The 26945-nt window shown below is 69.8% G+C and carries 25 protein-coding genes and 1 tRNA gene; 11 read left to right on the top strand and 15 right to left on the bottom strand.

All coding sequences use genetic code 11. The features are described from left to right. Positions 1-230 precede the first annotated feature (230 nt). From ABEA39_RS13005 to serS, 7 genes are all read right to left on the bottom strand, one after another. The gene (locus ABEA39_RS13005; RefSeq protein ID WP_345376331.1) at positions 231-998 is read right to left on the bottom strand and encodes an SCO1664 family protein; all 768 of its coding nucleotides are present in this window, start codon (positions 996-998) and stop codon (positions 231-233) included. After that, complete coding sequence (locus ABEA39_RS13000; RefSeq protein WP_345376330.1) at positions 998-1576, bottom strand: DUF3090 domain-containing protein; 579 nt, start codon at positions 1574-1576, stop codon at positions 998-1000. The genes ABEA39_RS13005 and ABEA39_RS13000 overlap by 1 nt, the downstream gene beginning before the upstream one ends. 136 nt (positions 1577-1712) lie before the next feature. Continuing rightward, the gene (locus ABEA39_RS12995) at positions 1713-2414 is read right to left on the bottom strand and encodes a histidine phosphatase family protein (protein ID WP_345376329.1); all 702 of its coding nucleotides are present in this window, start codon (positions 2412-2414) and stop codon (positions 1713-1715) included. A 143-nt stretch (positions 2415-2557) separates the two neighbouring features. Beyond that, positions 2558-3076, bottom strand: coding sequence for a DUF2185 domain-containing protein (locus ABEA39_RS12990; protein ID WP_345376328.1), 519 nt, complete (start codon positions 3074-3076; stop codon positions 2558-2560). Beyond that, positions 3045-3129: transfer RNA gene (locus ABEA39_RS12985), tRNA-Ser, on the bottom strand. Before ABEA39_RS12985 ends, ABEA39_RS12990 begins: the two co-directional genes overlap by 32 nt. A gap of 372 nt (positions 3130-3501) precedes the next feature. Then, positions 3502-4386, bottom strand: coding sequence for an HAD family hydrolase (locus ABEA39_RS12980; protein ID WP_345376327.1), 885 nt, complete (start codon positions 4384-4386; stop codon positions 3502-3504). Next, positions 4383-5648, bottom strand: coding sequence for a serine--tRNA ligase (serS, locus tag ABEA39_RS12975; protein ID WP_345376326.1), 1266 nt, complete (start codon positions 5646-5648; stop codon positions 4383-4385). Before serS ends, ABEA39_RS12980 begins: the two co-directional genes overlap by 4 nt. A gap of 83 nt (positions 5649-5731) precedes the next feature. On the opposite strand from serS, the gene ABEA39_RS12970 reads away from it, so the two are divergent. After that, positions 5732-6784, top strand: a complete 1053-nt coding sequence (locus ABEA39_RS12970; RefSeq protein WP_345376325.1) for a diacylglycerol/lipid kinase family protein — start codon at positions 5732-5734, stop codon at positions 6782-6784. 103 nt (positions 6785-6887) lie between these two features. Here ABEA39_RS12970 and pheA read toward each other — a convergent pair whose 3' ends face one another. Continuing rightward, complete coding sequence (gene pheA, locus ABEA39_RS12965) at positions 6888-7847, bottom strand: prephenate dehydratase (protein WP_345376324.1); 960 nt, start codon at positions 7845-7847, stop codon at positions 6888-6890. 99 nt (positions 7848-7946) lie between these two features. On the opposite strand from pheA, the gene pgm reads away from it, so the two are divergent. Continuing rightward, a complete protein-coding gene (pgm, locus tag ABEA39_RS12960; protein WP_345376323.1) occupies positions 7947-9566 on the top strand; it encodes a phosphoglucomutase (alpha-D-glucose-1,6-bisphosphate-dependent) in 1620 nt (539 codons plus the stop codon). Here the strand turns inward: pgm and ABEA39_RS12955 are convergent. From ABEA39_RS12955 to ABEA39_RS12935, 5 genes are all read right to left on the bottom strand, one after another. After that, positions 9563-9979, bottom strand: coding sequence for a hypothetical protein (locus tag ABEA39_RS12955; RefSeq protein WP_345376322.1), 417 nt, complete (start codon positions 9977-9979; stop codon positions 9563-9565). The two genes, pgm and ABEA39_RS12955, sit on opposite strands and share 4 nt — an antisense overlap. A gap of 139 nt (positions 9980-10118) precedes the next feature. After that, a complete protein-coding gene (locus tag ABEA39_RS12950) occupies positions 10119-10661 on the bottom strand; it encodes a heme-binding protein (protein ID WP_345376321.1) in 543 nt (180 codons plus the stop codon). A 123-nt stretch (positions 10662-10784) separates the two neighbouring features. Continuing rightward, positions 10785-12491, bottom strand: coding sequence for an FAD-binding oxidoreductase (locus tag ABEA39_RS12945; protein ID WP_345376320.1), 1707 nt, complete (start codon positions 12489-12491; stop codon positions 10785-10787). Next, entirely contained in the window at positions 12488-13399 is a 912-nt protein-coding gene (locus tag ABEA39_RS12940) for a lysophospholipid acyltransferase family protein (protein WP_345376319.1), read from the bottom strand. The genes ABEA39_RS12945 and ABEA39_RS12940 overlap by 4 nt, the downstream gene beginning before the upstream one ends. Beyond that, a complete protein-coding gene (locus tag ABEA39_RS12935; RefSeq protein WP_345376318.1) occupies positions 13396-14175 on the bottom strand; it encodes an SDR family NAD(P)-dependent oxidoreductase in 780 nt (259 codons plus the stop codon). Before ABEA39_RS12935 ends, ABEA39_RS12940 begins: the two co-directional genes overlap by 4 nt. A gap of 77 nt (positions 14176-14252) precedes the next feature. Between ABEA39_RS12935 and ABEA39_RS12930 the strand changes: the two genes are divergently transcribed. Genes ABEA39_RS12930 through ABEA39_RS12920 form a run of 3 tightly spaced genes read left to right on the top strand, consistent with a single transcriptional unit; the run spans position 14253 to position 18273 of the window. Continuing rightward, a complete protein-coding gene (locus tag ABEA39_RS12930) occupies positions 14253-15092 on the top strand; it encodes a hypothetical protein (RefSeq protein WP_345376317.1) in 840 nt (279 codons plus the stop codon). After that, on the top strand, positions 15089-17443 hold the full coding sequence (locus tag ABEA39_RS12925; protein WP_345376316.1) for an HAD-IB family hydrolase: 2355 nt from the start codon (positions 15089-15091) through the stop codon (positions 17441-17443). Before ABEA39_RS12930 ends, ABEA39_RS12925 begins: the two co-directional genes overlap by 4 nt. 35 nt (positions 17444-17478) lie before the next feature. Further along, positions 17479-18273: a ferritin family protein gene (locus ABEA39_RS12920; protein ID WP_345376315.1), complete on the top strand. Its 795-nt coding sequence runs from the start codon at positions 17479-17481 to the stop codon at positions 18271-18273. Between the two features lie 66 nt (positions 18274-18339). Here the strand turns inward: ABEA39_RS12920 and ABEA39_RS12915 are convergent, their stop codons facing one another. Further along, positions 18340-19251, bottom strand: a complete 912-nt coding sequence (locus tag ABEA39_RS12915; protein ID WP_345376314.1) for an endonuclease domain-containing protein — start codon at positions 19249-19251, stop codon at positions 18340-18342. Between the two features lie 170 nt (positions 19252-19421). Between ABEA39_RS12915 and ABEA39_RS12910 the strand changes: the two genes are divergently transcribed. From ABEA39_RS12910 to ABEA39_RS12890, 5 genes are all read left to right on the top strand, one after another. Continuing rightward, the gene (locus ABEA39_RS12910; RefSeq protein WP_345376313.1) at positions 19422-20171 is read left to right on the top strand and encodes a DUF4129 domain-containing protein; all 750 of its coding nucleotides are present in this window, start codon (positions 19422-19424) and stop codon (positions 20169-20171) included. Continuing rightward, entirely contained in the window at positions 20168-20812 is a 645-nt protein-coding gene (locus ABEA39_RS12905; RefSeq protein ID WP_345376312.1) for a hypothetical protein, read from the top strand. Before ABEA39_RS12910 ends, ABEA39_RS12905 begins: the two co-directional genes overlap by 4 nt. Before the next feature lie 101 nt (positions 20813-20913). Further along, positions 20914-21942 carry an AAA family ATPase gene (locus tag ABEA39_RS12900; RefSeq protein WP_345376591.1) on the top strand — a complete coding sequence of 343 codons (1029 nt, stop codon included), beginning with the start codon at positions 20914-20916 and terminating at the stop codon, positions 21940-21942. Then, positions 21939-23345, top strand: a complete 1407-nt coding sequence (locus tag ABEA39_RS12895) for a DUF58 domain-containing protein (RefSeq protein WP_345376311.1) — start codon at positions 21939-21941, stop codon at positions 23343-23345. Before ABEA39_RS12900 ends, ABEA39_RS12895 begins: the two co-directional genes overlap by 4 nt. Further along, positions 23342-23917, top strand: coding sequence for a hypothetical protein (locus tag ABEA39_RS12890; protein WP_345376310.1), 576 nt, complete (start codon positions 23342-23344; stop codon positions 23915-23917). The genes ABEA39_RS12895 and ABEA39_RS12890 overlap by 4 nt, the downstream gene beginning before the upstream one ends. A gap of 81 nt (positions 23918-23998) precedes the next feature. Here the strand turns inward: ABEA39_RS12890 and ABEA39_RS12885 are convergent, their stop codons facing one another. Continuing rightward, positions 23999-24892, bottom strand: coding sequence for an amidase domain-containing protein (locus tag ABEA39_RS12885; RefSeq protein ID WP_345376309.1), 894 nt, complete (start codon positions 24890-24892; stop codon positions 23999-24001). A gap of 177 nt (positions 24893-25069) precedes the next feature. Here ABEA39_RS12885 and ABEA39_RS12880 point away from each other — a divergent pair, with 177 nt between their 5' ends. Further along, positions 25070-26944 carry an MDR family MFS transporter gene (locus ABEA39_RS12880; RefSeq protein ID WP_345376308.1) on the top strand — a complete coding sequence of 625 codons (1875 nt, stop codon included), beginning with the start codon at positions 25070-25072 and terminating at the stop codon, positions 26942-26944. The last annotated feature ends 1 nt before the right edge of the window (position 26945 follow it).

Genomic DNA, 26945 nt, shown 5'->3' with positions numbered 1-26945 from the left:
GGCCTCGGCCTCGGCCTCGGCCAAGACTCCAGAACACGACGCTCATATGTGCTCTAGGAAGCAGATTCGGGAGCCGACGCCGCCCTCACTCCACGACGACTCCAGTTCATGCCGCCCATCGCACAAGTGAGCGGCGTGTTCTGGAGTCGCAGGGGGATGCACGCCCACCCCAGGAACAACGCCATAAGCAGCCCCATAGACAGCCCCACAAACAGCCCCAGGAACAGCGCCTAGAACAGCGGCCAGGGAGTGGCGGGCATGCGGCCGCGCGGGGCCGGGAACCGGGCTTTCGCGAGCAAGCGCTCGCACCGCAACCGGAACGCGACGATCTCCGTCTGCGTGAGCAGTGCATCCAACCGTTCGCCCAACTCGCCGTCGAGGTCGGCCCGCACGCGCTCGACCCCCTCGAGTTCGGGCGCCGTGAGCGAGTCGCCGACCCAGCCCCAGAGCACGGTGCGCAGCTTGTGCTCCTCGTGGAAGGTGAGCCCGTGGTCGACGCCGTAGCGGTGCCGGTCGGGCATGGCGAGGATGTGCGCGCCCTTTCGGTCGGCGTTGTTCGTGACGACGTCGAAGACCGCCATCCGTCGGAGCGCCGCCGTATCTTCGTGGATCAGCGCCACCTCGCGGTCGTACTCGTCGTAGCCGTCGAAGACGTGCCGCCACCCCTCCGCGGGCACGGCGTCGGACGCCACGAGGTCGACCGGGTCTTGAGACGCGTCGATCTCCTGGAACAGCTGCACCATGCCCTCGCCGAGCGGGCCGTCGCGCAACCAGGTTCGCGGCACGACGTTCCAGCCGAACGACTCCGACACGAGGTACGCCGCCGCTTCGCGGTGGGCGAGCTGGCCGTCGGGGAAGTCCCAGAGCGGTTTCTCGCCCGCGATCGGCTTGTAGACGACGACCGTGTCGCCGATGCCTGCGAGGAACGTCGCGTTCGAGGCCGTCGTGATCCGCCCGGTGATCTCGAGATCACCGCCCGAGAGGTCGGCCTCCGGCATCAGAAGCCGTCGGGGACGACGCAGACGTGGCCGTCGGGGTCCATCGGCGTGCCGCAGAACGGGCAGATCGGACGACCGGCGCCGACGATCTCGAGGGTGCGGTCGGCGAAGGCGCGGGCGGTGCCGACGGGCATGCGCACGACGAGCATCTCCTCCGGCTCGAACTCGACGGCGCGCGAGTCGGGCAGGGGCTCGCCGAACTCGTCGGTGGAGTCGTCGTCCGCCTCGACGAACGGGTACGCCTCGATGACGATCTGCGCGGTCGACGGATCCCAGCCGAGGCTGAGCGCCGCGGCCCGGAACTGCGGTTCGACGGGCTGTTCGAGCGGCTCGTTGTCGACGAGTTCGACCGGGGTCACGGCAGGCACGGTGATCGAGGTGTTCTCGTTCGCGATGAGCCCGTCGAGGATCTCGTCGATCTTCTCGGCGAGCGCGGCCGACTGCTCCTTCTCGAGTGCGACGGTCACGAGTCGGGCGCCGTCGCGGGCCTGCAGATAGAACGTGCGGGCGCCGGGATTGCCGATGGTGCCGACGACGACCCGGTCCGGCCAGTCGAATCCGTGGACGATGGTGGGCATGCGCTCATTCTAGGAGCGCGCGCTGGCCAGAGGCCCAGACAGGAGCGTGGGATGCACGGGCCGGCCCGGTCGGAGGGGCTCGTGCATCCCCCGCTCGCCCCGGCCCTTCGGCCCCGAGGTCTGGCCGCCCGTCGGGTCAGGCCGGACCCGCGCCCCCGCCGATCGGAGCGTCGCCCTGCGGTGCCGGCGCCCTGAGCCAGGAGAGGTCGCCGGCGTCGGTGTTGGTCGAGACCACGTCGGTGCGGTCTTCGCCGTAGCGGACGATGGACACGGATGCCGGGCCGACCGTGATGCGCTGGAACAGGTCGAGGTGCATGCCGTAGGCGTCGGCGAGGATCGACTTGATGATGTCGCCGTGGCTCACCGCGACCCACACGGCTCCCGCGCCGTGCTCGGCCGTGAACGCCGCATCGTGCCGACGGATCGCCGCCACCGACCGGGCCTGCATCGTCGCCATGGTCTCACCGCCGGGGAACTCGACGGCGGACGGCTTCGACTGCACGACCTTCCAGAGCTTCTCCTTCGCGAGGTCGCTGATCTTCCGGCCCTGCCAGTCGCCGTAGTCGGCCTCGATGATGCCCTTGTCGTAGGCGACACGCAGTGGCTCGGCACCGTCGGCGACGACCTGACGGTCGAGCAGGAACTTCGCGGTCTGCCGGCACCGCTCGAGCGGGCTGGACACGATGCCGACGAGGGGCACGACGGCCAGGCGCTCCCCCGTGCGGGCCGCCTGCGTGCGGCCGACGTCGTCGAGTCGGACTCCCGCGGTGCGCCCGGCGAGGAGGCCGGTGGCGTTCGCGGTGGTGCGTCCGTGGCGGACGAGGATCACTGTGCCCATGCGGTCGAGCCTACGGTGCGGGTCGTGGGGCGGATGCGCCGGATGGTTGCGCTGGGCAGTGGCGCTGGGATGTGGCGCCAGGCTGCGGCGCCGAGCAACGTCGACGGCCGCCGATCGGCCGGGGTGTCAGGTGCTCGACCTTGTCAGGCGCTCGACTCCTGGAAGCCGTCGGGATCGGAGACGAGGGCCTCTCCGTCGCGGATCCAGGCGGTGCCCCGCGGTGCGTCGACGACGGGCACGATGGCGTCGTCGCAGTTGGCGATGGCGTTCAGCGAGTACACGCCGCTGTGACCGGGGTCGTCGAGGTAGGCCTCGTCTTCGTCTCCCGCGAAGAAGCGCCAGCCGGAGTCCTCGGGCCCGTGCTGGGCATGGTCGCGCTGGGCGAAGCCGACCGGAGCCCCGTCGACGGTGATCCGGTCGGTGGCCAGGCAGGCGGCGTCGGGGAGGCCGAAGTCGACCATGTCGGCCGCGTCGACGGCGAAGACCTTGCCCGGGGCGGACGCCTGCCGCTGCCCCTCGTCACCGGCGGCCTGCCCGCTGCGTTCGTCGACGGCCGACTGCTTGCCGAGGAGCGTTCGACGGACTCGCTCGAACATCGTCACTCCCTGCTTGCCGCCGTGTCTCGTGAAGCGGAGGGCGTGGGATTCGAACCCACGAGACATCTCTGCCCACTTGTTTTCAAGACAAGCTCCATCGGCCGCTCGGACAGCCCTCCCGGCGGCGATGCCTCGCGGATCGCAGCCGCGACGAGTCTATCCGACCGGCCCCGCGCATCCCCCGGCTCGCTTCGGTGCCCCGCGCCCGTGCCCTGCGCCCCGCACGCTACGCCCCGCGCCCCACGCCCGCACCAGCCGCCGACTCCAGAACATGCCGCTCACTTTTGCCGAGAACCGCATCTTCTGGAGTCGAGGCCCGGCGTGGCCGACATCGACTCCACAACAGACCGCCCAACGAGAACATGAGCAGCGTGTTCTGGAGTCGCCCGCCGACACCGACGCCGAGATCGAGACCGAACACGCAGCACTCAGCACGCAGCACAAGCGCGAACGAGAGCGCGGGATGCACGCCCCGAACCCGCCGCCGCCCGCTACAGCGTCCGCAGCACCGCCGCGAGCCCGTCGTCGACGTCGGCTCCGGTGACCTCGGAGGCGGCCTCGAGGACGTCGTCGGGCGCCTGTCCCATGGCCACGCCGCGCCCGGCTCGCGACGCCCAGGTGAGCATGTCGATGTCGTTGCGTCCGTCGCCGACCGCCATCACCCGCGACTCGGGGATGCCGAGCCAGGTGCGCACACGCTCGAGCGCCGTCGCCTTCGTCACGCCGAACGGGGCGATGTCGAGCCAAGCGGTCCAGCCGACGTTGTACGAGACCTTGTGGAGGCCCATCGTCTCGACGATCTCGAGGAAGTCCTCCTGGCTGTGGCTCGGCGAGAGCACCACGACGCGGGTGGCGGAGATGTCGAGCAGCTCGTCGAACGAGACCTCGCGGCTCACTGCCGTGATGGCCTGCTTCGGGAACTCGCCCTTGTAGAACATGTTGCCGAACGCATCTTCCACGGCGAAGCCGGCGTCGTCGAGCGTGCCGGCCACCGTGGTCAGGACCTCGCGCGGGCTGAACTCCTCGATGTAGACGGAGCGGTAACCGGTCTCACTGGTGTCGTCGCGTCCGAGGGTGACGGCGCCGTTCGAGCAGACCACGTAGTCGGCCCGGAGGCCGAGACGCGCGGCGACCGGCAGAGTCAGGTCGGCGGAGCGGCCGGTGGCGATCATGATCTGATGGCCTGCGTCGCGGAGGCGACCGACTTCGGCGATCACGGCGTCGCTGATGACGCCGCCCTCGGTCATGACGGTGCCGTCGATGTCGAGGGCGATCAGCCAGGAGTCGGCGCCGACGACCGACTCGACCGGGGCCGAGCCGCCGGCAGCGGAGACGATCGGCGAGGCGCCGGTGTCGAGAGTCGGTTCACCGCTCACGCAATCGGCTCCATAACCTCGAGGCCGCCGAGGTACGGGCGGAGCGCTGTAGGCACCACGACCGACCCGTCGGCCTGCTGGTGCGTCTCGAGGATCGCGACCAGCCAGCGCGTCGTCGCCAGGGTGCCGTTGAGGGTGGCGACCGGAGCCGTCTTGCCCGACTCGGTGCGGTAGCGGATGTCGAGGCGGCGGGCCTGGTACGTCGTGCAGTTGGAGGTCGACGTGAGCTCGCGATACGTGCCCTGCGTGGGCACCCAGGCCTCGATGTCGAACTTCCGTGCCGCGCTCGAGCCGAGGTCGCCCGCGGCCACGTCGATCACGCGGTAGCTGAGCTCGCAGGCCTGCAGCATCGCCTCCTGGTAGCCGACGAGCTTGTCGTGCTCCGCCTCGGCCTCGTCGGGATGCACGTAGGCGAACATCTCGAGCTTGTTGAACTGGTGGACGCGGAGGATCCCCCGATTGTCTTTTCCGGCGGCACCGGCCTCGCGCCGGTAGCAGGTCGACCAGCCGGCGTAGCGGATCGGACCGTTCGACAGGTCGAGGATCTCGTCGGAGTGATAGCCGGCGAGCGCGACCTCGCTCGTGCCGGTCAGGTAGAGGTCGTCGGCGGGCAGGTAGTAGATCTCGTCGGCGTGCGAGCCGAGGAATCCGGTGCCCGCCATGATCTCGGGGCGGACGAGCGTCGGCGTGATGAGCGGGACGAAGTCCTCTTGCAGCGCCTTGTCGAGCGCCAGGTTCATCAGGGCGAGCTCGAGTCGGGCGCCGATGCCACGGAGGAAGTAGAAGCGCGAGCCCGACACCTTCGTGCCGCGCTTGATGTCGATCGCGCCGAGCTTCTCGCCGAGGTCTTGGTGGTCGAGCGGCTCGAAGTCGAACGTGGTCGGCTCGCCGTGGGTTCGCAGCGTGACGAAGTTCTCTTCGCCGCCTTCCGGCACCCCCTCGATGACCGGGTTGGCGATGGCACGGATCGCGACGTCGAAGGTCTCGTCGGCCGCGGTCGAGGCGGCACTGGCCTCCTTCACCCGGGCGGCGAGCTGCTGCGCCTGGGCGACCAGCTCCTTCTTCTCCTCCTTGGGAGCCTTCGCGACGGTCTTGCCGAACGCGTTCTGCTCGGCGCGGAGGTCCTCGAAGGCGGCGATCGCCGTGCGACGGGCCACGTCGGCGGCCAGGGCCACGTCGACGGCCTCGGTAGAGTCGCCGCGCGCGCGCTGACTCTTCTTGAGGAGGTCGGGGGCGTCGCGGAGCAGCTGGGGATCGATCACCGGACCATCCTAAGGAACGAAGCGGCGGCGACCGTTAACACGACTGGCATACACGCGTCGCGCACACCGAATACGGTTGGGGCATGACGCCTTCGCACCCGACCGACGAGACCACCGAAGTACCGGTCGGCGGTCGCGACGAGAAGGTCACCGACGACTCGCGCTCCGGCCGCCCCCAGACGGCGGCCGTCGTCTACAACCCGGTGAAAGTCTCCCTCGCAGACCTGAAGAAGGCCGTCAAGAAGCACCAGTTCTCCGCCGGCTGGAACGAGACGATGTTCTACGAGACCAGCGTCGAAGACCCGGGCGGCGGGATCACGGCGCAGGCTCTGGCGGCCGGAGCCGACGTCGTGATCGCGGCCGGCGGCGACGGCACCGTCCGGAACGTCGCCGAAGCCCTCCGCGGATCCACCGCCGCTCTCGGCCTCGTCCCCGCGGGCACCGGCAACCTGCTCGCCCGCAACCTCAAGTTGGACCTCGACCACCTCGACTCGGCCATCGAGACGGCCTTCCGCGGCGTCGACCGCAAGATCGACCTCGGCGTCGTCGACATCGAGAACGAAGACGGCTCGCGCGACCGCAAGACGTTCGTGGTCATGGCCGGCCTCGGGCTCGACGCCAAGATGCTCGCGAACACCAACGACAAGCTCAAGGCGCGGGTCGGCTGGCTCGCCTACGTCGACGCCATCATCCGCTCGCTGCGGGACGCGAACGGCATGACCATCCGCTACGACCTCGACGGCACCGGCAAGAAGTCGATGAAGACGCACACGATCATCCTCGGCAACTGCGGCCTCCTGCCCGGAAACCTCATGCTGCTGCCCGACGCGGCGATCGACGACGGCATCTTCGACATCGTCGCGCTGCGGCCCGAGCACCGGATCGACTGGATCGGCATCTGGCTCAAGATCGTCTGGGAGAACGGCGTGCTCCGCCGCAGCCGCACCGGCCGCCGGATCATGCGCCACACGCCCGAGATCAAGACGGTCCGCTACATGAAGGGCTCGGAGATCGTGGTGCGGCTGGAGTCGCCGCAGGACTTCGAGCTCGATGGCGACTCGCACGGCCTCGCCGTGGCGATCAAGGCGTGGGTGGATCCGCTGGCGTTGCGCGTTCGGGTGCCGGCCGGGTCGTAGCCGCCGCGCGAGTCGTAGCCGCCGCCCGGGTCCTAGCAGCCGGCCCGGGTCGTAGCCGCCGACCTGACGATCACAGGCCGAACGGGGGATGCACCGCCCGCCCTTACTCGTCTTCGCCCGCGACCAGCGCCCGCAGCCAGTCGCGCGCATCGACGAACGCCTCGTTGTCGTAGCGCGGCGAGACGGTCACCGGCTGCTGGTCGGCGCGCGGGTACGAGCCCAGGAAGATCACGTGCGGGCTGAAGCGCTTGAGCCCGAGCAGCGCGTCGGCGACCCGCTCGTCGAGGATGTGCCCGTCGAGGTCGATCACGAAGCGGTAGCGGCCGAGGGCGTCGCCGATGGGCCGTGACTGCAAGAGGCTCATGTTGATGCCCCGGGTCGCGAACTGCTCGAGCATGTCGAGCAGGCCACCGGCACGGTCGTCGGGCAGCTCGGCGATGATCGAAGTCTTGTCGGAGCCGGTCGCCGGGGGCACGGCCGAGGTGCGCCCCACCAGCACGAAGCGGGTGACGGCGTTGGGATTGTCGCCGATGTCGTTTGCCAGGACCTCGAGCGGGTAGTGCTCGGTGATGCCGGGCGGCGCGATGGCCGCGTCGGCCAGGACGCCGACCTCGTCGCCGGTGGGCAGGAGGGCGGCCGCGGCGGCGACGTTGGAGGTCGCCGGCAGGTGCCCGTGGTCGGGCAGCGCCTGCTCGAGCCAGAGCCGGGTCTGCGCGTAGGCGACCGGGTGCGCGTTGACGACCCGGACATCCCCCAGTCTCGTGCCGGGCCTCGCCACGAGGACGAAGTTGACGGGCACGAGGTACTCGCCGACGATGCGCAGCCCGGGCACGTTGGCCAGGGCGTCTTGGGTCGCGCTGACACCGCCGTCGATGCTGTTCTCGATGGCGATCATGGCCGCGAGGCTGCGGCCGGCGACGACGTCGGCCAGCGCCTCGCCCACGTTGTTGACACTGCGCCAGATCGCACCGACGGCCTCGGGCACCTGCTTGAGCGCCGCCTCGGTGAACGTGCCGGCCGGCCCGAGGTAGCTGTAGGCAGGGGGCTGGTCGTTCGCAGGCATGGCCCCGAGCCTAAGGCAGCCGGGGGATGCACGGTGCCCCTCCCCGGGGACCTGTGGAGAACCCGCCCGCTCACCCCGCGTCGGTGCCACTATGGCTGCATGACCAGTCGCGCCGGCACTCTCGCCGAACCATCCGATCTCATCGACCCCGAGGCCGTCAGCGCCGCCTACTACGACCTGATCCCCGACGTCACGAATCCCGCGCAGAAGGTCGTGTTCGGCACGTCCGGCCACCGCGGGTCGTCGCTCGACTCGGCCTTCAACGAGGCGCACATCGCCGCCATCACGCAGGCCATCGTCGAGTACCGGGCCGGCCAGGGCATCACCGGCCCGCTGTTCATCGGGCGCGACACGCACATCCTCTCCGGCCCGGCCGAGCGCACGGCTCTCGAGGTCCTCGCCGGCAACGGCGTGCACGTGCTCGCCGACGCCGAGGGCGGCTACGTGCCGACCCCGGTTGTCAGCCACGCGATCATCGCCTACAACGCCGACCCGCAGAACACCGACCAGGCCGACGGCATCGTCGTCACGCCGAGCCACAACCCGCCCCGCGACGGCGGCTTCAAGTACAACCCGCCGCACGGCGGGCCGGCCGACAGCGACGCCACCACCTGGATCGCGAACCGGGCCAACGAGATCATCGCCGGCGGCAACGCCGAGGTGAAGAAGAGCATGGTCAGCCCCGGTCGTCACGACTTCCTCCGCGGCTACGTGATCGACCTCGCCAAGATCATCGACTTCGAGGCCATCAAGAAGGCCGGCATCCGCATCGGCGCCGACCCGTTGGGCGGTGCGAGCGTCGAGTACTGGGCCGCGATCCGCGACGCCTACGACCTCGATCTGACCGTCATGAACCCGTCGGTCGACCCGACCTGGCGCTTCATGACCCTCGACTGGGACGAGAAGATCCGCATGGACCCGTCCAGCGCGTCGGTCATGGCCAGCGTCGTCGCCCGCAAGGACGAGTTCGACATCACGACCGGTAACGACGCCGACGCCGACCGCCACGGCATCGTCACGCCCGACGGCGGTCTGATGAACCCCAACCACTACCTGGCCGTCGCGATCCAGTACCTCTACACGCACCGCCCCGAGTGGCGTTCCGACGCCGCCATCGGCAAGACGCTCGTGTCGTCGAGCATCATCGACAAGGTCGCCGAGTCGCTCGGCCGCCGCCTGTGGGAGGTTCCCGTCGGCTTCAAGTGGTTCGTGCCCGGCCTGATCGACGGCAGCGTGGCGTTCGGCGGCGAGGAGAGCGCCGGCGCCAGCTTCCTCCGAGCCGACGGCACCGTCTGGACCACCGACAAAGACGGCATCATCCTCGCCCTCCTGGCCAGCGAGATCCTCGCCGTCACGGGCAAGACCCCGTCGCAGCTCTACACCGAGCTCACCGAGAAGTTCGGCGACCCGGTCTACCAGCGCGTCGACGCCGCCGCCTCGAAAGAGCAGAAGGCCCGTCTCGGCAAGCTGAGCGGCGACGACATCACCGCGACCGAGCTCGCGGGCGATCCGATCATCGCCAAGCTGAGCGAGGCTCCCGGCAACGGCGCGGCGGTCGGCGGCGTGAAGGTCGTCACCGAGAAGGCCTGGTTCGCGGCGCGCCCCTCCGGCACCGAAGACGTCTACAAGATCTACGCCGAGTCCTTCGAGGGCCCCGAGCACCTCAAGCGTGTGCAGGAGGAGGCGAAGACGATCGTCGACGCCGCCCTCGGCGCCTAGTCGGTCGCTCCGGCGCCCGCCTCGTCGGCCGTTCCGCCGCCGCTGAGCCCCCGCATCCGGTTCGACCACTGCCACGGCGCACGGGTCCAGGCCGGGTGCGGGGGCTCTTCACGGCTCGCGCGCCACCAGTCGGTGATGCGGACGGCCACAGCGGCCGTGTCACGAGTGCGAAGCTCGAGCCCGTAGTCGCGGCGAATCGTCGACACGAGCTCCATCGCCAGTGAGTCGTGATGCACGCCTCGGCGGAGTTCCGCAAGCACGGGCCGCACAAGGTCGTCGTACTCGTCATCGACGTGGGTCGCACCCATGGCCGTGAGCCCGATCGGATCCCAGTCGAACAGGATCGCCGCGAGCTCGAGTTCTTGTGCGCTGAAGTGTTCGCGTCGGCGGTCTGCGCCCCGAGCTATTCTCATCCCCCCAAGGTGCCATGCCGGAGAACGCACGATTTCACGGAGAACGCGCCGTTTGAATAGCGCGTTCTCCGTGAAATCGCGCGTTCTCGGGGCGGTCGGGCGGGGCGCGCGTGGCAGCCGGACCGGAGGGCCGCCGTCGCTACAAGCCGAGCTCCAGCGCGTCCGTCCGGCCGAGGAAGTCGGCCACCGCGGTCACGACGAGCGCGTGGTCGTGGATCGACGGCAGCCCGGAGACGCCGAGCGAGCCGATGTGGATCCCCGACTCCACGAACAACGGGAACGCCCCGCCGGCCGCCGCGTAGTCCGCCGCGGGCAGCCGGTCGTTGATCGAGTCGCCGGTGATCGCGTTCGACGTGGCGATGGCGAGCGACGAGTGCAGAACGTGCTCGACTGCCTTGATCTTGCGGCCGGCCCAGGCGTCGTTCTCCGGGGCGGCGCCTGGCAGGCTCGAGTGGAACGCGCGCTGGTGGCCGACGAAGAGGATCACGGCCACAGGCAGCGACAGGCGGGCGGCGATGCCCCGTGCCGTCTGGCCGAGAGTCCAGGCGTCCTCCAGCGAGAACGAGGCGAAGCGCAGGGCGGCCTCCTGGCGGTGGAGTTCCGCGAGGAAGGCGTCGTCGTCTCCCGAGAGGCCGTCGAGCTTGGCGGCGAAGGCGAGATAGGTGTCGTCGAGTGAGGTCATGTCGTTACATTAGCCCCGGGCAACGAACCGTCAGGTGCGAGACACCGGGGCCCTCGGACGACAAAGGCCCGGGCATCCCCCGCTCGATGGTGAACGGGGGATGCACGGGCCCGACGGGCGGCTCTACTTGCCGGTGATCTTGCCGGGGTTGAAGTTCGCACCCGCGTCGGCCGAATCGAGCAGCCCCTGCATCAGCGCGAGGCCCGGCACCGAGACGTCGTCGGCGAGCCACGGGGAGTGCTCGACGCCGACGCCGTGGTGGTGCGAGACGGTGCCGCCGGAGACGATGAAGGCGTCCTGGATGGCCTTCTTCACGACGTCGTACTGCTCGAGCGGCGCTTCGCCGTGCTCGAACGCGAACGTGAAGTAGAGGCAGGCACCCGAGTGGTACGAGTGCGACAGGTGCGCCATGACGAGACCCTTGACGCCGATCTTGTCGAAGGCGCGGTTCGCCGAGGCGTAGACCTCGCGGTAGAGCGGCAGCAGCTTCGACCAGGGCGCAGCGGTCTCGGAGACGTCGGCTGCGCCGCCGTGGTCGAGGAAGAAGTCGCGCAGGTACGGGGTGTCGAACTTCTTCTGGTCGTAGAGCACGCCGGGGCCCTTGCCGACGCCCATGCCGCCGTGCTTCTTGACGATCTTCGAGACGAGCTTCTCGTTGCGGTCGACGTGCTCGTCGGTGCCCTCGTACCCGATGAACGACAGGCACATCTTCTCGAGGTTCCAGCCCTTGGCCTTGAGGAAGCGCTGGAGGCCCTTCATGACGAGGGCCGAGGCGCCCTTGCTCTCTTTCGAGGTCGCGAACGACATCTCGGTCTCGAATTCGTTCGAGACGCGGGTGACCGACGGTGTGGCGTCGCTCTCGGCGATGGCCTGCATCGCCTTGAGACCGGCCTCCCACGACGGGAACAGATAGGCGAGGATCTCGCGCTTCTCGGGGATGCGGTGCACCTGGACGGTGACCTCGGTGATGATGCCGAGACGCCCCTCCGAGCCGATGATCATCTCGCGGAGCGACGGGCCCGTGGAGGCCGAGGGTACGGCGCGGATGACGACGACGCCGTCGGGGCGAACCATGCGCAGGCCCCGGGTCATGTCGGCGATGTCGCCGAACTTGTCGGACTGCATGCCCGACGAGCGGGTGGCGACCCAGCCGCCGAGGGTCGAGTGGGTGAAGCTGTCCGGGAAGTGGCCCATGGTCCAGCCCTTGGCGTTCAGCTGCTCCTCCATGTCGGGGCCCTGGGCTCCGGCCTGGATGACGGCGAGACCCGAGTCTTCGTCGATGTCGAGCACCCGGTCGAGGCGGCCCATGTCGAGGGAGACCACCGTGCGCTCCTCGTGCGGCTGCGGCTCGAGAGCGCCGACGATGTTGCTGCCTCCGCCGAAGGGGATGAGGACCAGGTCGTGTTCGAGGGCGGTCGCGACGATCTTCGCGACCTCCGACTCGGTCGCCGGGTAGACGACGGCGTCGGGCACGCGGGGGAACACGCCATTGCGGATGCGGATCAGGTCGCGGATGCTCTTGCCGTAGGTGTGGACGACGCGCGACATGTCGTCGAGCACGACGTGGCCTTCGCCGACGATCATCGAGAGGGCGGCCAGCACGGGGGCCTGAAGACGCGAGGCGGGGATGTCGAGGTCGTCGAACGACGGGGCCACCGCCACGGCGTCGCCATGGAGGTCGACGCCGACCACCTTCTTGACGAACGGGGCGAAGGCGGGCTTGTCCTCGTGGTGGAAGGCGACGCCTTCGACGCCCCAGCCCCACCACTTCATGTGCTTGACGTCGATGCCGGCGTCGGTCGCGCCGGCCTTTGCCTTGAGGTCGGTCACGATCGGGCTCCTTTGGACGGGGTGGAAGGGCCAAGGATATCGGCCGAATACTGGTTTTTCAGGCGGACGACCTCGGCGCGGGTGCGCTCGGAGAACTTGAGCGTGCTCTCGCCTTCGAGAGGCCGCATCGGGGCACCGAAGGCCACGCCGACCGGAAGGCGCCCGGGCCGCGGCCAGCTCGAACCGCGGGGCTGGGCGATGTTGGCGCCGATGAGCGCGAGGGGGACGATCGGCACGTTGCAGGCGCCGGCGAGGCGGGCCGCGCCGGGCTTGAACGGGCCCATCTCGCCGTCCTTCGAGCGCGTGCCCTCGGGGAACACGAGCACGGGGAAGCCGCGCTGCAGAAGTGAGGCCGCGCTGACGGCGGGATCCTCGCCCCGCGAGCGGCGAGCCTTCGCCTCCGCCCGCTTCTCGGCCTTGCCTCCGCGCTTGCCGCGCTGGATCGGGAACGCGTTGAAGAAGAGGGAGGTGAGGCCCCGTCGCCACCAGACGTCGAAGAAGTAGTCGGCGGCGGCTCCGGTCGCGAGGTACCGGGACAGCTTGCGCGGCAGGGCGCCCACGATGAGCGGGGCGTCGAGGTGGCTCGAGTGGTTGCCGACGAGGATGAAGCCCCCCTCGAGGCCCTCGAGGTTCTCGCGTCCGACGACGGTGACGTCGGTGATGGACCAGACGGTGGGCTTCATCACCCAGCGCTGCGCCACGAAGCGGGCGGACGCGTGCATCTTCGAGTTGAAGCGGTCGCGGACGTCGACGGCCGTTCCCGAGACGCGGTCGGCGACCCGGTCGCGGGTCTCGGACACCCTGTCGGCGACGGCGTGGAGACGCGTCGAGGGAACGGAGTCGTGCTCGGCGGCGTCGGCGCCGACCGGTGCGTCGCCCTCTGCAGACCTCTCGTCGTCGGCGATCACGAATTCACCGGCGTCTTCCGGCTGGACGAGATCTTCCCCGACACCGCGCGCACGGCGGACTTCGGCGCGTGCCGGAGCAGTCCGGCGAGCACCTGGTACCGAATGGTGGGTATGGAGATCACTTTGCCCCTGTCGACGTCGCGCAAGGCTGCGGACACGAGTTGTTCGGGCTGGAGCCAGAGAGAGTTTGGGATGCTCGAAGCGCGGATCCCGGCCCGCTGATGGAACTCGGTCCGCACCCACCCCGGCAGCAGGACGGTGACCGTGACGCCCGTCCCCTGCAGTTCGACCGACAGGCCCTCGGAGTACGACGTCACCCACGCCTTGATCGACGAGTACGTGCCCATCGCGAGCATGCCCGCGATGGACGAGACGTTCACGATCCTGCCGTGACCCCGTGTGCGCATCGCCCGGGCGGCGGCGCCGGAGAGGACCAGAACCGTGCGACACATGACCTCGAAGCCGAGGTCGTGGGGGGCCACATCGGATTGGGTCAGCGGAACGTGCATGCCGAAACCGGCATTGTTCACCAGGAGGTCGACGGGACGGCTCTCGTCTTCCAGTCGAGCGGCGACCCGATCGACGTCGTCGCGGTTCGAGAGGTCGGCCGGAAAGGTCTCCACCTGACGCCCGAGGGCCCGCAACTCGTCCGCCACCGTGCTCAAGCGGACCTCGTCTCGGGCGACGAGAACGAGGTCGTATCCACGTTGTGCGAGCTGGCGGGCGAATTCGGCACCGATGCCGGACGTGCCCCCGGTCACGAGCGCTACAGCCATGCCGCTTACGATACGGTGCCTGAGGGCAACTTCGCGCATCGATCACTGCTCAGACCCGCTCCGGAGGCAAACGTTTCATGACCACTACTGGCGACCCTCTGAACGACGGCCTCCGGTCGAGCTCCCCGCACTTCGACATCCGCGACTTCACCCGGACCGCGCAGGGCAACTTCCGCAGCGAGATCGACCTGGCCGCGTACGAGACGCACCCTCTCGACCAACGCACGCTGAGCATCCTGCGCTACATGACCCGCCTCGAGGCGGCCACGATGGAGCACCTGCGCAACCTGCTCGTCACGGCCACCCACAAAGACGCTCGAGTCACCGCCTTCCTCGTGACCTGGGCTTTCGAGAAGTTCTGGATCGCCGACGCCCTCGACTCCGTCCTCGAGGCGCATGGGCTCGACCGCACCAAGACCATCCCGGAGGGCGACCCCCGACGCAGCGTCTCGGACGCCGTCGAGCGCCGCGGACCGATCCGCCGTGCGATCATCGCAGTCGGGCTCGGAGCCCCGATCGTCGCCGTGCACATGGTCACCGGGCTCGTCGACGAATGGATTCTCCGAGCGGCATACGACCGGATCAGGGCCACGACCCCGAACGAAGCGCTGCAGGAGACGATCACCAAGGTGCAGACCATCAAGAAGCGCCACGAGGCGTTCTTCGCCGACGAGACCGACTGGCGTCTGCGCGACTCCGCCCGGGCCGTGCGGCAGACCAAGGCCGCCTTGGCGACCGCCGTCTGGCCGATCGGCGCCGTGGAGCGGGCCGCGACCGACCGCGACCTCTTCGAGTCGTACGTGTTCGGCGGGCCCGAGGGCTCCGCCGCCGCCGACGCCATCGGCGAGCAGGTCGCGGCACTGCCGGGCCTCGACCGGCGCATCGGCCAGGTCACGGCTCGAAAGCTCCTGCCGTGAGCGACGCGTCCTCCCGGCCGACCGGCCCGAGCATCCCCCTGTCTCCGAACCACGACCTCGGCTCGGCCCGTGTGCTGCTGACCGGCGGCACCGGTTTCGTCGGGCAGGCGATCCTCGAGCGACTGCTCGCCGACCACCCGGACACCACGATCTGGTTGCTGATCCGGCCCAAGAGCGGCACGCCCGGCGTGAATCGCCTGCGTCACCTGCTGCGCAAGCCCGTGTTCAAGTCGTGGCGCGAACGGGTCGGCGACGACGAGGTCGAACGGGCCGTCACCGAGCGGCTGCGGGTGCTCGACGGCGGGCTGGACACTGTGCCGCCGCTGCCTGCCGACCTCGACGTCGTGATCCACAGCGCGTCGAGCGTCTCGTTCGACCCGCCCATCGACCAGGCGTTCGAGACGAACGTCGGCGGGGCCGTCGGCCTGTACGAGGCCCTCCTCGCCTCCGGGGGCGACCCGCACGTGGTCCACGTCTCGACCGCCTACGTCGGCGGCCTCCGCAAGGGGCTCTTCCCCGAGGCCTCGCTCACGCACGACGTCGACTGGCGAGCCGAGTTCGGCGCCGCGCGCGAGGCGCGTGCCCGGGCCGAGCTCTCGTCGCGTCAGCCAGAGGTCCTCCGCCGCTTCGTCGCCGAGGCCCGCGCCAAACACGGCAAGGAGGGGCCGCTCGCGGTCTCCCGCGAGGCCGAGACCGCCCGAGGCGAGTGGGTGAAGGCGAAACTGGTGGACGCCGGCCGGATGCGCGCCGAGAGCCTCGGCTGGACCGACGTCTACACGCTCACCAAGGCCTTCGCCGAGCGCGCCGCCGAGCAGCTCTGGGCGGCGGCCGGGCACCGTCTGTCGGTGGTCCGCCCCGCGATCGTCGAGAGCGCCCTGCGCCACCCCTTCCCGGGCTGGATCGACGGGTTCAAGGTCGCCGACCCGCTGATCATGGCCTACGGGCGGGGGATGCTCCCCGAATTCCCCGGCGTCCCCGACAGCGTCCTCGACGTCATCCCCGTCGACTTCGTCGTGAACGTGATCCTGCTCGTCGCCGCCAACCCCTCGCCGCCCACCGACCCCGCCTACTTCCATGCGAGCTCCGGGGCCGGCAACCCGCTGCCGATCCACCGGATGTTCTCGAATCTCAGCATGTTCTTCACGGCGCATCCTCTGCCCGACGCCGACAAGGGCACGATCCAGGCCCCGACCTGGCGTTTTCCCGGCGAGCGCAAGATCCAGCGGGTCGTGCGCCTCCAGGCCCGGCTCAACGACGCCCGCGAGTCGGTGTTCATGCGCCTTCCGTCGACGACGAGAACGCGGGATGCCCTGGCCTCCGTCGACCAGCGTCGCTCCGACCTCGAATCCCTCCAGAGCCTCACCGACCTCTACCGGCACTACATCCAGTCCGAGATCATCTTCGACGACACCCGCACCCGTGCCCTGCAGGCGGCACTGGTGGCATCGGCACCCGCCGAGGTCTCGGGCGACATCGGCTTCGACGTCACCGACATCGACTGGGAGGACTACTTCCAGAACGTCCACATCCCGGCGATCACGACCATGACGCGCGCCTTCACCGTGCGCGCCGCCTCGGCGTCCAAGCCCGACGCCGCTCTGCCCGTCCGCTCGGACGTCGTCGCCGTGTTCGATCTCGAGGGCACCGTCGTCGACTCGAACATCGTCGAGCAGTACCTCTGGGTGCGGTCCTCCGGATTCGGCAAGGCCGCCTGGCCCGCCGAGGTCGCGAGCCTCCTCGCCTCGCTCCCCGGCTACCTGCGCGCCGAGCAGCGAGACCGGGGCGAGTTCATCCGTGCATTCCTCCGGCGGTATGAAGGGATGCCCGTGGCCCGTCTGCAGGAGGTCGTGGCCCGCAGTTTCGGCCAGACCATGCTGCGGCACACGATGCCCGAGGCGCTGGCCCGCATCGCCGAGCACCGCGCCGCCGGCCACCGGACCGTGCTCGTGACCGGTTCGATCGGCACCCTCGTGGCACCGTTGGCCGAGCTGTTCGACGAGGTCGTGGCCGGCACGATGCACCAGCGCGACGGCGTCTTCACCGGCTACCTCGACCAGCCGCCGCTCGTCGACGAGGCACGAGCTGCATGGCTCCAGCGGTATGCACAGCGGAACGGTCTCGATCTTTCAGCCTCCTACGGATACGGTGATAGTCACGCGGATCTCGTCTGGCTGGAGTTGCTGGGTCACCCCAGCGCGATCAACCCCGACGCCAATCTCTCGCGAGAGGCGCTCCGAAGAAGGTGGAGGATCCGTGACTGGAAACGGGGGCCGTACGAGCTCACCGCCCGGTACATGGAGCAGGCGCGGCTGAAGGCCGCACAATCGAAGGGAGTGGAAGGCACGGAGTAGTCGCACGGCGACACATATTCCCCTTCCTGCATACAATGGCATTCGACATCGACAAGTACGCCGAGACCTCTGAACGTCTGGGCTGGGACGACCTCGATCTCGAGCACTTCCGTGAGAACCCCCTCTCGCCCGAAACCCTTCGCACGCTCCGCTACATGGCCGACGTGGAGTACCACACCGTCTGCTACACCCGCGATCTCCTCACGACGCCCTCGCACAAAGAGGGCGACATCTCGACCTTCATGACGATGTGGAACAGGGAGGAGTTCTGGCACGGCGAAGCGCTCGGCGCCATCCTCGAGGTCCACGGCATCAAGGTCGACTACGACGCGCTCCGTGCATCCCGCCTGAAATTGGGCTGGCGCGACAAGCTCGACCCGATCAAGCAGTCCATGCTCGGCAAGATCGTCGGCGCCGACTTCGTCGCCGTCCACATGTCGTGGGGCGCCGCCAACGAGTGGTCCGCCGTGAGCGCCTACAAGCGCATGGCCGACCTCGAGACCGACCCCGTGCTGGCCGAGCTGCTCCGACGCATCGCCAAGCAGGAGACCCGCCACGTGGCCTTCTACGTCTCGCAGGCCCGCGAGCGCCTCGGCAAGAGCAAGCGCGCACAGAAGCTGACCCGCCTGCTGCTGTCGAAGTTCTGGGCGCCCGTCGGTTCGAGCATCATGGAGCGCGAAGACGTGCAGTTCGTCTTCGGCCAGATCATGAGCGGCGTCGAAGGCCGCAAAGAGATGGAGAAGCTCGACAAGAACATCGCGAGCCTCCCCGGCATGAGCGGCCTCACCATCTTCGAGAAGGCTCTCGACGGCTTGGGCGTCGCCGCCTAGCTGCCTCTGCCCTGTTCCCTCCTCACGAGTGTCCACGACCTGTCGGCTAGTGCCTGCCAGACGGCGTTAGTTGGACACTCGACGCCCGAGGGCCCGCTTCACCCGGGCGACAACCTCCTCCGGCCGACTGTACAAATCGGCCTTCGTCACACGGATGGTGCGCCAGCCGGCGTCGGCGAACCGCTCTCGGCGTTCGATGTCCTGCTGAAACACATCGGCGTCGGTGCGGTGATGGTCGCCCTCGTACTCCACAGCTACGCGCGCCCAGCGATAGACGATGTCGGGTCTGCCGAGAAATCGTCCTAGGCCGTCGCAGCATGCCGAATTCAATTCCGGCTCGGGGAGTCCGGCGCGTTGCAGGAGAAGACGGAGCGCGGTCTCCTGCGGTGACCAGCAGCCGACTCTCACGAGGGCCATGGCCGCACTCAGCCGTCGGCTTCCCCGCCCGCCCGTGAAATCGCGAACGGCCTCCTCCACGCGAGCCCGAGGCTGCTGGCATGCCTCGTCGAAGGACGACCACCGGCCCACCAACGCATCGCCCATCGCGACGAGATCGTCCAGGGGAAGCAGCGCGGCGCACTGGATGAAAGCGTGGATGGGCTCGACGATCGGAAGGCCGTGCGCGATTGTGATCGGCAAGTTCTTCTCGCGATGGCCGATGATCCCCGGCCGTCGAGGCTCCCGACCGAGGGTCGCGGTCACGTGGATGGTGGCAGCCTGGCGCGGGCCCGGCGGAACAGGCAGTTCCCACAACTCCGCCGCCGTGGAATGGCTGAGCGCCTGGCCCTCGCGGAGGAGAGGGGCAAAGGCTCTACATCGCTCGAGCGTCGTCCGCGCTTCGGCAGGTGCCCTTGCTCCGTGATACGGCGTAGCCAGATCACGCGACCGTAGTCGCCCGGGGGTCTCACCGGCGGCGAGGGCCTCCTCGACGCTGAACGGGCGACCTCGCAGGTGCGGGGGTAACTGGCGAGGCTTCATGACCCCACGCTCGTCGAGAAGGAGACCTGACATCGACGGGACCCGCTATCTGTGGAGTGCCCTTTCTCGATCGACGGCTGGGGAGAACAGGTGAGACTCCACGATCGGTCGCCACAGTCGCTTAGGAGGACAGGAATTGGACACTCGGCGGGAAGGGGTACCGTTTGACCATGGCTCGAGGTGCAGCGGGGACACGCGGGTTCCCGACGACACTCGTCGGCACGGGCATCCTCGTCCTCCTGGTCGTCGTGGGTGCGGCCACCGTCGGGCCGCTGGTGTTCACGGGGCCGCGCTGGAGCCCGAGCGGCACGCTGCCGACCCGCACCCCCACCCCGCAGCCGGTGACGAACACGCCCGCGCCCCTCACATCGCCTCCCGCCGCCAAGCCGACCGGCGCCCCGCCGAACCTCACCTGGCTGGCTATCGTCGTGGGCTCGCTCGTGGCCGCGGCCATCGTCTTCTTCGTCGTCCGCGCCCTCCGCCAGCGGGTCCGTCGGCGCGACCGGGCCGTCGCGGCCGAGCTCGAGGAGATCCCGCTCGACCTCGACCTCGCCCCCGACGAGCCCAGCATCGAGACCAGTGCGCCCTACCTGCGCCGCGGGCTCCGCCGCGCCCTCGACCTGATGGACGGCGAGCGCGCCCCGACCGACGCGATCGTCGAGGCTTGGCTGGGTCTGCAGGAGGCTGCGGAGGACGCCGGGCATCAGCGGCTGAGTGCGGAGACTCCCACGGAGTTCACCACGCGCATCCTCGCCCTCCTGCCCGTCGACGGCGAGTCGCTCGACGTGCTGCGACGGTTGTACCTCGCCGTCCGGTTCGGCGATGCCACGGCCACTGCGGACGACGTGGCGCGCGCCCGTGCCGCCGTGCAGAAGCTCGCCGACGACTGGGCGCAGCACGACAGCGAGGTGGCGCCGTGAGCATCCCCCGTTCGCCGTACGGCCCGGCCCCCCGCCGTCTGTTCCGCAAACCCCTGCGTCGCCTCTCGATCCTCCTCCTCGTGCTCTCCGCGATCGTCGGTGGAGTCGTCTGGTTCTTCGGCCTCGACATCCCCGGCTCGGTGCTGGTGGCCGTGGCGGTCGCCAGCGTCGGTCTGACCTGGCTGGCCGTGCAGGAGGGCGAGCCGATCCTCTGGCCGGCCGCCGACACCAGCCGCTCCCCCGGCTCGCGACGCGACGTGCAGCAGCTCGGCTGGTCGATGAAGACCCGCGGCGGAGTCCACGAGAAGACAGTCGCTCGGGCCCGCGAGGCCGCCCGGCACCGCCTGCTGTTCCTCTACGGGCTCGACCTGTTCGACCCCGCAGACCGTCCGGCCATCGAGCAGGTCCTGGCCCCGGCCGTCGTCAAGATGCTCCTGTCGAACCGCGGTACGAACACCGACCTGACCACCTTCACCCGCATCCTCGGCGCCCTCGAGAACCTCGGCACCGCCCCGACGACGCGAGACCCGAAGCAGCAGCCGCAGCAGCAGCCGCCGCAAGCGCAACCGCAGAGGCCCCAAGCGCAAGCGCAGAAGCCGCGACGGCAGCAGACCACCCCACCGACCGAGAGGCACCCGTGACCGACGCAGCACCCGAGCAGACAGCACCGGCACCGGCAGCAGCCCCGACGACACCCGGAGCCCCAACAGCACCCGCGGCCCCGACGGCACCCGGAGCCCCGCTGACCATCGACGAGGTGGCCCGGCTCAGCACCGCCATCCTCGATCAGGTCGGACACCTGGTCGTGGGGATGCGCGGACCCCTCGAACTGGCCCTGGCGAGCATCCTCGCCGGCGGTCACGTGCTCTTCGAAGACGTCCCGGGCCTCGGCAAGACGCTGGCCGCCCGCACCCTCGCCGAGGCGAGCGGCCTCGACTTCCGCCGCCTCCAATGCACGCCCGACCTGCTGCCCGCCGACATCACCGGCTCGTTCCTCTACGCCCCGGCCACCACCGAGTTCGTGTTCCGGCCGGGCCCCGTCTTCACCGGCCTGTTCCTCGCCGACGAGATCAACCGCACCTCGCCGAAGACGCAGTCGGCGCTTCTCGAGGCCATGGCGGAGGGACAGGTGACCGTCGAGGGGCAGAGCTTCCCGCTGCCGAAGCCGTTCCACGTCATCGCCACGTCGAACCCGATCGAGTACGAGGGCACGTACGCCCTGCCCGAGGCCCAGCTCGACCGCTTCATGGTGCGTCTCGCCGTCGGCTACCCGACCCGCGAGGGCGAGCAGCAGGTGCTGCTCAACCGGGTGAGCCGCCGGAAGGACGTCGCGACGGTCGAGGCCGTCGTCACCGCCGCGCAGCTGCTCGAGATGCAGGCCACCGTCGAGAGCGTCCACGTCGACCCCGACATCGCCCTGTACTGCGTCGACCTCGTCACGGCCACCCGAGAGGCCCGCGACGTGCAGGTCGGCGCCTCCCCCCGCGGAGCCCAGGGCCTCATGCTCGTCGGCCGGGCCCGCGCGGTCATGGACGGCCGCGACTTCGTCACTCCCGAAGACGTCAAGGCCGCCGCGATCCCCGTGCTCGCCCACCGCATCTCACTGACCCCGCAGGCGTGGGCGAACGGGGTGGACGCGGCCGCCGTGATCGCCGGGATCGTCGCCCGCGTCCCCGGCCCGCCCGCCGTGGGCAGCGGGGCAGGCAGCAGTGCCGGCAGCGGCGCAGGCAGCAGTGCTCCGGCCGCCAGCGAGGCGCGCTCGGCTCGATGACCCCAGCCCAGAGCCGAGACGGGGGAGGCACGGTGCCTCCGTCCGATCCGGCACAGCCCGATCCCGGTCCCCGCTCCGACGCCACGTCCGTCGTGCCGCGCTGGTCGGTGACCCCGGGCATCGCGTACGGCGCCGCCGCCGCCGTCCTGCTCGCCGGCCTGGCCCTGGTGCTCGGTCGCGCCGAACTCGCCCTCGTCGCCGCACCCCTGTTCTTCGCGGTCGCCCTCGGCTACGACCGCCGCCCGAACCGTTTTGCTCCCGTGTCCGTGCGCACGGTGCTCGACCCCGATCAGGACGCCACCGGCGTCCGCTACCGCGTGACCATCGACGCCCCGCCCGAGGTCGAGGCCGTGTCGCTGATGATGTTCGCCGCCGACCACTCCGTGCACCGGGTCGCCGTCGACCGCCGGACCGCGGCGGGCACGGACCGGGCGCCGGGCGCGCCCAGCCTCTCCGGCCGGATCCCCGTCGCGCACTCCGGCCCGCAGGAGATCCTCCGCCTGCACTACTCGCTGCTCGCCGGAGCGGGCATCGCGCTCAGCAGTCCCGACGACGGCCCCGAGAGCACCCGGCTGATCCCGCCGCCTCGGCTGCGCATCGAGAACCTGCCGATGCCGCTGCGCGTGGTCGGCATCACCGGCGCCCACGGTTCGGCGACGCCCGGCGACGGCGGCGAGTTCCGCGACGTCGCGCTCTTCGCACCCGGCGACCGCCTCCGACGGATCGACTGGAAGGTCACCGCCCGGCGCGCCCAGCTCCCCGGCGACCTCTACGTGCGCCGCTCGTTCTCGACGGCGGACGCCTTGGTCATGCTCGTCGTCGACGACCGCGACGAGCTCGGCAGCGACGTCACAAGCTGGACCGGCACCGAGGGCGGCACCCCCACCGCGACCTCGCTCGACCTCGCCCGCGAGGCGGCGCTCTCGCTCGCCTCGGCCTACATCGACGCCGGCGACCGGGTCGGCTTCCGCGACCTCGCCGGCACGGCCCGTTCCGTCGAGCCGGGCGGCGGCACCCGGCACCTCGACCGTCTGCGGTCGACCATCGCCACCGCCGCGCCGACCGGTGACCCGGTCAAGTCGGTCCGCACGCCGGTCGTCCCGTCCTCGGCCGTCGTCGTGGTCGTCTCCACCTTCCTCGACGACCTCGCCGCGACGATGGCGATCACCTGGGCGTCCACCGGGCATCGCGTGGTCGCGATCGACGTCCTGCCGCAGCCCGAGGTGAAGCACGCGACCCGTGAGGAGCAGACCGCCTTCCGCCTCGTCATGCTCGAACGGAACGACCGCATCGACGGCATGACCGCGGCCGGCGTCGAGCCGGTCCGCTGGCAGCCGCTCCCCGGCGACCCGGTGCCGGCGGTCCAGCTCCGGATGCTCAGCAGACCTCGGAGGCGACGATGAACGGATCGCGCATCCCCGGATTCCCGGCCGTCGGCCCGACGATCCCGGCACGGACCCTCGGCCTCGCCACCCTCCTGGTCGGCCTCGCGACCTCCTGGCTCGTGATCGGGCTCAGCGGGTGGCTGGTCGTGGCCCTGCTCCTCACCATCGGCGCGACCCTGCTCCCCCGGGCCCCGTTCGCGGTGATGCTCGTGGTGCAGCTCGCCATGGCGCTGGTCCTGACATCGCCGACCGGGTACACGGGACGCTTCGCGCTGCTGCTGGCGGGAACGCACCTGCTCCACGCCCTCGGCTCCCTGGCCGGCTGGCTACCCGGCGGCGCTCGAGTGCAGCTGCGGGTGCTGCGCCGACCGCTCGTCCGCTACGTCGCCGTGCAGGTGGCGGCGCAGATCGTCGCGTTCGTGGTGCTGACGCTGCTGGCTCGCCCCGGCGCGGCGGGAGCCGGCAGTGCCGCTGCGGCCGGCACCGGCATCGTCTGGCTCGGCGTCGTCGGAGCCGCGGCCGCCCTCGTGCTCGGGCTCACGCTGCTGGCGCCGGTGCTGCTGCGTCCGGCTCGCCTCGACCTCGACTGATCGCTCGAACACATCCCACCGGCACGAACACCGCGCCTAGGCAGCAGGTTCACGCCGGGCGGATGTGCCCGACGCCAGGAGCTACAGGCTCGCCGGCACCTTCCAGAACCACACCGTGGCGCCGGGGTGGTCAACGGTGATCGCGGTGTCGAGGTCGCGGTAGTCGCTGTCGAGGTTGTGCCCGACGAGCGTGACCTTCGTGACGCCGTTCACGGTCGAGACGCCCGACACGATCATGGTGTGGTCGGGGACGCCGTTGTGGTTCCAGTCGAAGTAGGCCAGGTCGCCGACCGAGAGCTGCGAGCGCTGGTCGCTCGTCAGCTTCGTGAAGCCGAGCTTCGGGTTCGCCGCCAGGTACGAGTTGAACGACGGCGCGTAGCCCCACGACTCGCTGTGGCTCGACTGCGACGTGTAGAACCAGCCGGCAGTCGTGGCGAGGCCGCGGGCGAGGAGCGACTGGCTCACGAAGTTCTGGCAGTCGCCGCCGACGGCGTTGAAGTCGTAGTAGGCGGGGTTGTAGGTCGTGGTGTTCCAGTGGGCGAAGGCGTACTGCATCTCTTTGTCGACGCCGGTCTGCACGGCCCAGGTGTAGGTCAGCGGCTTGGTGGCGGCGACCGCGACCGTGCCCTTGTAGGCGGTGACCGCGGCGGAACCCGGCTGGTAGTTCACGGCGTGCGGCACGACGAGGGTGACCTGCGTGGGGCTCACGACCGTGACGTCGGTGGCCTCCTGGTCGCCGAACGTGACGCGGGTGACGCCGGTCAGGTCGGCGCCTTCGATCGTCGCCTTCTCGCCGGCCACGAGCGATCCCGCGGCCGGGCTGACGGAGGTCGCGGCGGGCGCCTGGGTCGAGGCCGCGGCGGACGACGACGGGGCGGGCGAGGATGCACGGGTCGAGCCTTGAGACGTGCATCCCGCCATCAGGGCCGTCACCACGAAAGCGGCGGCCGCGACGCCGAGAAGTCTTGTGCGCATCCTGGTCGTCTCCACTCGCCTCGGGACAGGAACGCTCGACGGTAGCATCCGTCTCCGGCCCCTGCCTGGACCGACGTCGGGCCGATCCTCGCCTCGCGTGGCCAATCTCCTGGCAGTCGTGTAAATTTGCGTCACACGCAAGTTCTTTGCGTCCTCCCAGACAAGAGAGACACACACATGACACGGGTAGCACCGGCCGCCGAGACGGCCCCCGCCGAGCGAGAGGGGCTGATGACCCACAGGCAGATCCTGTTCGTCATCTTCGGCCTCATGGCGGGCATGTTCCTGTCGGCTCTCGACCAGACCATCGTCGGTACGGCGATCCGCACGATCGGCGACGACCTGCACGGTCTCGACCAGCAGGCCTGGGTGACCACCGCCTACCTGATCTGCTCGACCATCGCGACCCCGATCTACGGCAAGCTGTCCGACCTCTTCGGTCGGCGCCCGCTGTTCATCATCGCCATCGTGATCTTCCTGGTCGGCTCGCTCGCCGCCTCCTTCTCCACCTCCATGTACGAGCTCGCCGCCTTCCGCGGCCTTCAGGGCCTCGGCGCCGGTGGCCTCATGGCCCTGCCGTTGACGATCATGGGCGACATCCTCGCTCCCCGGGAGCGGGCGAAGTACCAGGGCTACTTCCTCGCCGTCTTCGGCGTCTCGAGCGTCATCGGCCCGTTGGTCGGCGGCCTGTTCGCCGGTGCGGACCAGATCCTCTTCATCACCGGATGGCGCTGGGTGTTCCTCCTCAACGTGCCCATCGGCGCGATCGCGCTGGCCGTGGTCATCACGTTCCTCCACATCCCCGGGCAGAAGCGCAAGGAGAACATCAAGATCGACTGGTGGGGCGCGGTCTTCGTCATCGTGTCCGCCGCGCCGCTTCTGCTCGTCGCCGAGCAGGGTCGCACCTGGGGGTGGGGCTCGCTCAACGCCTACGTCTGCTACGTCATCGGCGGTCTGGGCATCATCGCCTTCATCATGACCGAGCGCATGATGAAAGACGCCGCGCTCATCCCCCTCAAGCTGTTCCGCAGCGCCACGTTCTCGATGGCCACACTCCTCGGCGTCCTGGTCGGCTTCGGCATGTTCGGCGCCCTGCTGACCGTGCCGCTCTACCTGCAGCTCGTCAACGGCTCCACGCCGACCGAGTCCGGCTTCCAGATGCTGCCGATGATCCTCGGCCTGATGATCTCCTCGATCGTCTCGGGCCAGATCATCTCCCGCACGGGCAAGTACAAGATGTTCCCGCCCATCGGCACGGGCTTCATGATCCTCGGCTTCGCCTGGTTCACGCAGGTCTCGTACGACAAGCCCTGGTACTTCCTCTCCATCGGCATGGTCCTCGTCGGCCTCGGCCTCGGCCAGCTCATGCAGACCCTGACGCTCGCGTCTCAGAACTCCGTGGGCCCTCGCGACATCGGCGTGGCCACGTCGTCCTCGACGTTCTTCCGTCAGATCGGCGGAACGCTGGGCACGGCCGTGCTGTTCTCGGTGCTGTTCTCGCGCCTCGGCACGACCATCCCGGACGCCTTCAAAGACAAGACGCTGGCCGCCGCTCAGGCGAAGGCCCTGGCCGATCCGTCGGTGCTGTCGAACCCGGACAACGCGACACTGCTGGGCCTTCTGAAGAAGGCGTCCTCCGGCGACTTCTCGGCGCTCGGGAGTGCCTTGAACGGCGACACGTCGTTCCTGAACAAGGCCACGCTCGCTTTGAAGGCACCGTTCCTGCAAGGCTTCGCGAACGCCACGGTGACCGTCTTCACGATCTCCCTCGCCGTCGTCCTGGTCGCCTTCATCCTGAGCTTCTTCCTCCGCCCGGCTCCGCTGCGGACCCGCTCGGCGATGGACGAGGCCGCGTTCCAGGACAAGGCGGATGCCACGGCAGTCGCAGCTCAGGAGGCCGCCAACGCGATGGGCTCGCCGATCGCACCCGACACCGGCAGCATCCCCACCGTCGACGGCGGCGCCTCGCCGTCAGGCACCGTGGGGTCGACCGACGGCGGCGCTCCGTCGGCCGATTCGTCGAAGACCCGGGGCAGCGGCCCCCGCCACTGAC

Source organism: Frondihabitans cladoniiphilus, assembly GCF_039544345.1.
Taxonomy (GTDB): domain Bacteria; phylum Actinomycetota; class Actinomycetes; order Actinomycetales; family Microbacteriaceae; genus Frondihabitans; species Frondihabitans cladoniiphilus.
Note: the sequence above shows the minus strand (reverse complement) of the source record. Positions and strands in the feature narration are given on the sequence as shown.